3 protein-coding genes and 1 pseudogene are annotated in these 7412 nt (G+C 60.5%); 2 read left to right on the top strand and 2 right to left on the bottom strand.

The genetic code is table 11. From position 1 onward, the window contains the following. Positions 1-589: 589 nt before the first annotated feature. Both CE491_RS07840 and CE491_RS07835 read right to left on the bottom strand, forming a co-directional pair. On the bottom strand, positions 590-3151 hold the full coding sequence (locus CE491_RS07840) for a sulfite reductase flavoprotein subunit alpha (protein WP_110947830.1): 2562 nt from the start codon (positions 3149-3151) through the stop codon (positions 590-592). Between the two features lie 273 nt (positions 3152-3424). After that, positions 3425-5704, bottom strand: coding sequence for a TonB-dependent receptor (locus tag CE491_RS07835; protein WP_110947781.1), 2280 nt, complete (start codon positions 5702-5704; stop codon positions 3425-3427). Positions 5705-5903: 199 nt separating this feature from the next. Between CE491_RS07835 and CE491_RS07830 the strand changes: the two genes are divergently transcribed. Together CE491_RS07830 and CE491_RS07825 are read left to right on the top strand one after the other, a co-directional pair. Continuing rightward, positions 5904-6584: a Fe2+-dependent dioxygenase gene (locus CE491_RS07830; protein WP_110947780.1), complete on the top strand. Its 681-nt coding sequence runs from the start codon at positions 5904-5906 to the stop codon at positions 6582-6584. A gap of 1 nt (position 6585) precedes the next feature. Continuing rightward, a pseudogene (locus CE491_RS07825) lies at positions 6586-7332 on the top strand (tetratricopeptide repeat protein); the annotation flags it as partial. Positions 7333-7412: the final 80 nt, after the last annotated feature.

Here is a 7412-nt window from a genome sequence, read left to right as displayed (position 1 = left end):
AGCAGAGCAGGAACAGCAGAATTTGAAGATCAGCGCTGTACCTGTGGGAGCTTCTGGAGGTTACGACAGTGGCGAAAGCGAAGTTTCAGGCAACTGATCCGCAGTTGACCCACCGCATTCGCTGCCGCCGTAACCTCCGACGTCTCGCACAGGATCGCGTCAACCTGTAGCTTCTGCGTTTGCTCTTGCTGTTGCTCTTCCTCCGCGCAAGCCCAGACACCGTCGCGATCTGGGACGTCTAAACCTGTAGGAGACGTCGGAGGTTACGACGGCAGCGAACGCGGTGGGGCTGTGAAAGGTGAGTTGTCTGAGCCGCCGCCTTCGCGGCTGTCGCACAGCTCCAGCAGCTCCCACAGGTACAGCGCCAATCTTCAGGTCCTGATCCTGCTTTGCCTTGATCGCCCGAGATATCGTAGCTTCTGCGTTTGCTCTTGGTCTTGCTGCTGCTCTTCATCCGCGCAAGTTCAGACACCGCCGAAGGCGAAACGCTTCTGCCGTTGGCAGAACCAACATCAGCGCCACGTTCAATAACGGATATGCACTCAGAGACCAGCGTCAAAAAATCACGAGTTCCATGCAATCTACTGCCTCAATAAACATCCCTGCGATACCGCCCTTGCTCAATCAACGCCTCAACCCCCGCCTCACCCAACAGCGCCTTCAACGTCTCATCCACACCACTCGCCATACCTTCCAGGCTGCCGCAGATATAAATCGCTGCCCCATTCGCCAGCCAGCGATGCAGTTCATCAGCCGCTTCGCGCAACCGATCCTGCACATAAACCTTCTGCGCCTGATCCCGTGAAAACGCCAGGTCCATGCGCGCCAGATTACCCGACGTCAACCAGCCCTGAAGCTCATCAGCACAATGGAAATCGTGGCCCGCATTGCGCTCGCCAAACAACAGCCAGTTACGCTGCTCGCCTCGAGCGATTCGTGCCTTCAGCAGACTCCGCAGACCCGCCAGCCCCGTCCCGTTGCCAATCAGAATCATTGGCAACGGCTCGCCTGGCAGGTGAAAACTGCTGTTACGCCGAACCCGCAGGCTGATCGTATCGCCCACCGCAGCATGCTCCGTCAGCCAGCCGGATCCCAATCCCAGACTGCCATCCGGGTGCAATTCCTGACGCACGATCAGTTGCAGCGAGCCATCCTCGGGAATCGATGCAATCGAATATTCACGCATCGCCAACGGCACCAGCGCATCGACCAGCGCCTGCGCATGCAGGCCGACCAGATGGCTACGATTTGCCGGCAACTGACGACTGCGTAGCGCCTGCCCCAGGCTTTCATTCAGCCCACCGACCGCCACCTGCGTATCCGCTGCAATCCCCAAGCCGACGAGAAATTTTTCGACCGTCTGCCCGGCATTACGCGGCAACACCTCGATCAGATCCCCTGCCTCCCAACGCGCATCGGACGCCGAACTCAGGCTCAGCAAAAACACTTTCGACCCGACGCTACCTTCGTTAAGCCACTGGCGCTGGCTCAATGTCCAGTTTTCATAATCAGAGGCTCTCCACGGGCTGGCCGGTGTCGAACCGGTCAGTTCGCCCAATTGCTGCTGCCAGTGCTGCAGCGCGGCGCTGTCGCCACTGTCCACTTCGACCGGCGCGAACAAAGTGCTGCCGCCGCGCTCCGTCAGCCAGCCATGCAGACGCTGGGCGAAACCGCAGAAATGCTGATACTGACGATCACCCAGTCCCAGCACGGCGTAGTTGAGGTTGCCCAGCGACAGCGGGCGGCCCAGCAATTTTCGCTCGAAACCACGGGCGCTGTCCGGCGCCTCTCCGTCGCCGAAGGTGCTGACGACGAACAACGCGTTGCGGCTTTGATTCAGATCCTGTGCGGTCATGTCGGCCAGACGCTGCACGCGCACCGGCAAACCCGCCGACTGCAATTGACCTGCCGTCTGCCAGGCCAGTTGCTCGGCAAATCCGCTCTGGCTGGCGAAGCCGATCAGCCACGCCGGGCCCTGACTGCCATAAACGCTGGAAGTCGTCGCGACCTCACCACGGGCAGCGCGGACCTCGCGCTTCTTGCGCCGCCGATCCAGGTACAGCAGCCAGCCGGTGATGAAGAACAGCGGCATCATCAACGCCGCGACCGTGATCACGATCCGCCCGGGAAGGCCCCAGTAGCTGCCGGTGTGCAGCGCATAGTTGCTGACCAGCAGTTGCGCGCCATAACCCTTGTCGCTGTAGCGTGAGTTGGCCTTGAGCTGACCGTTGGCCGGATCGAGGGTCATCTGGTTCAGCGCGCGAGGGTGAGGTGCGGTCTTGAGCAGGTAATAGACCGTCGCCATCTGCCCCGGCGCCTGCGGCATGCGCAGGTTGTAGGCTTTGAGGTCGGGACCTGCGGCTTTCTGGATGGTGTCCCAGATGGCCACGTAATCGGCAGTGGCCGCCTCGACAGGTGCGGCATCCTTGGGGCCAGGTCCCGGACGCGGGCCACCGCCACCACGGCGCTGCTCGCCAGCAGCGGGCGGGTCGCCGATTAACTTGTTCATGCCGTTGCTGAACCAGTCGTAGGACCACGTCAGCCCGGTGACGGCCAGCAGCAGGTAGACGATCAGGCACCAGGTGCCGAACACCGAGTGCAAATCCCAGTTGAAACTGCGCCCCTTCTTCGCCCAGTCCAGAGTCAGCCACACTCGCCAGTTCAGCGCCTGACGAGGCCAGCGCAAGTACAGGCCGGAGAGGCAGAAGAACACCAGAATCAGCGTGCAGGCCGCAGTGACCTGCTTGCCATACTCACCTGCCGCCAGGAATCGGTGCAGAGTGAGGACGAAGCCAAAGAAATCCTGCCCGATAGCGTCTTGCGTGAAATCGCCGGTGTACGGATCAAAGTTGTGCATCTGGCCACGACGCTCGCCAGGCGGCGGTTTGAACCAGACCTGCGCGACCCGGTTGCTATCGACTTCGACGCGGAACATCGAGACCGTGTCGCGGCCTTGCGCCTCGAGCTTGCTGACCATTTGCGCCAGAGACAGCTGATGATCGCGGGGTTGCACGAACTGCGTCTGGGGATTGAGCGCATCCGTGATTTCGTCTTCGAACGAATACAGCGCGCCCGTGATGCCCATCAAGGCCAACACCAGACCCCCCGTGATCCCGAAGAACCAATGCACTTGAAACAGGACCTTCTTCAACACCCTCGATCACCTCGATAACCCACCGCGACGCGCATTATGCGCACAAACGGAATGCATTCTCATCCGTGTCTGATTCTTTCTTCGGTAACAGCCAGGAGCCGAAACGCGCCCTCGTGAACGACGACTGGACTTCTGATTCTGCCCGCAAGCCGTGGAAGTCCAGCTTGCTGCGGCCCCCACGGCGTCCGGCCAGAATCAAAACCAGACCGGCCCTACACACAAAAGCCCCACTCACCTGTGGCAAGCGGGGCTTTGAGCTTCGCTTCTCTATTAGAAGTGCAAGCTGGTGGTCAGCAGTGCCGTACGACCGGCTGCCTGGGTGGCGAAGTGCGCGGCATAGGCTTTGTCGTAGTAAGTCTTGTCGGTCAGGTTCTGCACGTTCAGTTGCAGGTCGATGTTCTTGGTCAGCTTGTAGGCGGCCATAGCGTCGTAACGGGTGTAGGACGGGACATACACCGTGTTGCCGGTATCACCCCAGACATCGTCGACATAGAACGCACCACCACCGACGGTCAGCTTCGGCAGCAGCTGATACGTCGTCCATAAGCTGGCGCTGTGTTTCGGCGTGTTCGGCATTTCGTTACCATCCTGGGATGCTGCGCCCACCGTGACCGCACCGTTACGGCCGGCCAGACCGGAGCTGACCAGCTCGCTATCCAGATAGCTGTAACCGGCGAACACTTGCCATTTGTCGGTGAGCTTGCCGCTGGCAGACAGCTCGACACCGTCCACGCGAGACTTGCCGGCGTTCTGGTAGGTGCCGCTGCTGACCAGTACGCGAGTGTTGTCTTTCTCGGTGCGGAATACCGCGGCGGTCAGCGACAGGCGCTCGTTGAGCAGATCCCACTTGGTGCCGATTTCATAGTTCTTGGTGGTTTCCGGCTCCAGGTCGCTGGTCGCGGTGCCGGCGGTCAGCGGGTTGCCGTCCTGGCCTTCGCCGACCAGACCGCCCGGCGGGGTGGCCGAGGTGGCGAACGAGGCATAGATGCTGCCGTTTTCAGCCGGCTTGTAGGTGATGCCCGCCTGCCAGTTCCAGAAATTGTTGTCGCTGCTGGCGTGCACGGTCGGCGAATTGGCGGTGACGTCGAAGCTGTCGTAACGCACGCCGCCGTTGATCAGCCACTGCGGCGTCAGCTCCAGGGTGTCGAACGCGTAGATCGAACGCGTATTGGCCGCGGTCTCAGTGGTGGTGTAGTTGCGGCTCACAGTGCCGCCATAGAAATCATCCGGGTTCGGATTGGCCAACGAGGTGCAGTTGCCCGACACGCTGTTGCCGATACCGGTCGGCGAACAGTTCTGCATCGAACTGGTGCTGTAGGTGTAGCCGTTGACGCGGCTCTTCTCGCGGGTCAGCTCGATACCGGTGGAGTAGTTGTTCTTGAAGCCCAGAGCCTGGAACGAACCAAACAGATCGGTCTGGTTGGTCGTGGTGTCCGTGTTCGACACACGAGTATTCGCCCGGCGCCACACAGTGCCGTAGCGGTTGACGTTGCGCTGGCTGTCGTCCGGCTGAGTGAGGATGTAGTCCTGACCCGAGTTGCCGTGACGGAAAGTGTTCTTCAGCGTCATGTCTTCGTTGAAGTCATGCTCGAAGCTGATGGTGGCAATGTCGGTGCGGGTCTTGCGGAAATCCCGATCCTTCAGGCCGTAGAAGTTATTGCTGTTGCCGCCATCATCCGGCTTGTCATGCACGTGAGCGGTCGCGGTCGGCGAGGAGTAACCGTAAGGAATCCCCGAATCCGGCAGATCGTCGCTCTGCATATGGTAGTAGCTCAGGTTCAAGCGGTTTTCAGTGCCCAGGCCGAAGGTCACCGACGGCGCCACGCCCCAACGGTCGTAGTTGATCGCGTCACGACCAGCGACGTTCTGCTCGTGGCTCATCAGGTTCAAACGGAAGGCCGCGTCATCGAGGAACTTGCGGTTGACGTCGAGGGTGTAGCGGCGCGTCTGATCGGTACCGTAAGTGAAGCTGCCGTCGGTGAAATCGTTGGCCTTGGGCAACTTGGTAACCAGGTTCAGGCTGCCACCGGCCGAGCCCCGACCGCCCATGGCCGAGTTAGGGCCTTTGCTGACTTCGATCGATTCGATGTCGAAGATCTCGCGCGTCTGTGCGCCGGTGTCACGCACGCCGTCGATATAGGTGTCACCCTGGGCGTCGAAACCGCGAATGAACGGCCGGTCGCCCTGTGGGTTACCGCCTTCGCCCGCACCGAAAGTGATGCCGGGCACAGTGCGCAGCGCGTCTTGCAGCGAGACGGAAGCGGTGTCTTTGAGCACCTGCTGAGGCACAACGGTGATCGACCGGGCGGTGTCGACCAGCGGCGCGGTGTACTTGGGAGAGGAACCCTTTTCAGTCTTGTAGTCGGTGGGCTCTTGAGCTTCACCGGTAATGCTGGTCGCGCCCAGCGAGATCGCGCTGCCATTGACCTTTTCAGACTCCTCGGCGGCATGAGCCATCTGCGATGCGGACATGGCAGTGACGGCCATGCCGATCGCCGAAGCGAGGAGTCGTGGTGAGCTGACAGCTGGTTGCAACGAGAGGCGCGACATATATGATTTCCTTCCCCAAGGAATGCTGAGGTCGCGAAATATAGTTGGGAATCATTTGTATTCGCATAAAACTTACATTCTTTACAATTTCTCTTTATGGATTTGCGCGCGTCGTTCGTCCGCGCGCGTTCAGAGGGTTTTACACGGCCAATAAGAATCACTACCATTCGCTACCGTTTCGATACCGAGTGGCAACGCCATGCTCCTACACATTCCCGGCCTCTTTACCCGTGAGGAAGTGCTGCGCATCCGCGAAGCCCTTGAGCAGACCGAGTGGGCGGACGGCAAGATCACGGCCGGGCACCAGTCGGCGAAGGCCAAGCACAACCTGCAACTGCCCGAAGGCCATCCACTGGCGAAAGAAATCGGCGCCGCCATGCTCGAGCGCCTGTGGCAAAACCCGCTTTTCATGTCCGCCGCGCTGCCGCACAAGGTATTTGCGCCGTTGCTGAACTGCTATACCGGTGGCGGCAGTTTCGATTTCCACATCGACAATTCGGTGCGTCAGGCCAAGGGCAGCGTCGAACGGGTACGAACCGACCTTTCATCGACGCTGTTCTTCAGCGATCCCGACGATTACGTCGGCGGTGAACTGGTGATTCAGGACACCTTCGGTACCCGTGCGGTCAAGCTGCCGGCGGGCGACATGCTGCTCTACCCCGCCACCAGCCTGCACAAGGTCAATGCCGTCACCCGCGGGGCACGCTACGCGTCGTTCTTCTGGACCCAGAGCCTGGTGCGCGATGACGGCCACCGCACCTTGCTGTTCGAAATGGACACCGCGATTCAACAATTGAGCCGCGACGTCCCCGACCACCCTTCGCTGATTCAACTCACCGGCACCTATCACAACCTGCTGCGCCAGTGGGTCGAGGTCTGACATGAGCTGGAATCTGCGACGCCAGGAAGTGCTCGATGGCGAACAATTACGCGCCATGCTCCAAGACAACCCTGCCAGCGCCGCACGTGCGATCCTCGTCGCCGCGCAGCAGAACATGCTCGATGCCCAGGCACTATTGGGGCAGATTCTGCTCGACGGCACCGGCATCGAACAGGATGCAGCCCTTGCACTGACCTGGTTCCAGATCGCCGCGCGCAACGGCCACGCCATGGCCAGCAACATGGCCGGCCGTTGTCACGAACACGGCTGGGGCTGCGAACCTGACGCCGCCAAGGCCGCCGAGTACTATCGGCAAGCCGCCGAAGCCGGGCTGGACTGGGGCTTCTACAACTACGGCAACCTGCTGGCGACAGGCCGTGGCGTGAACAAGGACCAGGCCCGGGCGCTGGCCTGTTATCGCAAGGCGGCACAACTGGGCCATGCCAAATCAATGAACTTGCTAGGCCGCTATCTGGAAGAGGGCGTGTGCTGCGAGCAGGATTTAGCAGCGGCGCACGACTGGTATCGACGCTCGGCCGAAGGTGGGGATTTTCGCGGACAGTTCAGCCATGCCGCTGTGCTGGCCGATCACCACCGTATCGATGAAGCGGTCGTTTGGCTCAGGACAGCCCTGCAAAATGGCAACCTTAACTTTTTGCGGGTCAGTCGCAAGACGTTGCTCGATGCGACCCATCCTGACATTCGTGCATTGGCGTTGGACTATCATCAGCAAGCCGCGAATCTGGGCACTAGGTTTTGTACGAAAAGTATTGCCGCATACAACGTAGGCTGCAGGCCAGCGTGACCATGGCTGCGTAGCTCTTGGCC

This window comes from Pseudomonas bohemica (genome assembly GCF_002934685.1).
GTDB lineage: Bacteria > Pseudomonadota > Gammaproteobacteria > Pseudomonadales > Pseudomonadaceae > Aquipseudomonas > Aquipseudomonas bohemica.
The sequence above is the reverse complement of the archived record's forward strand: the minus strand, read 5'-3'. Positions and strand labels throughout refer to the sequence as shown.

Bases quoted from the DNA above. Each gene is read 5' to 3' on its own strand.
- CE491_RS07835 (WP_110947781.1), bottom strand. From the start codon at position 5,704: ATGTCGCGCCTCTCGTTGCAACCAGCTGTCAGCTCACCACGACTCCTC.
- CE491_RS07830 (WP_110947780.1), top strand. From the start codon at position 5,904: ATGCTCCTACACATTCCCGGCCTCTTTACCCGTGAGGAAGTGCTGCGC.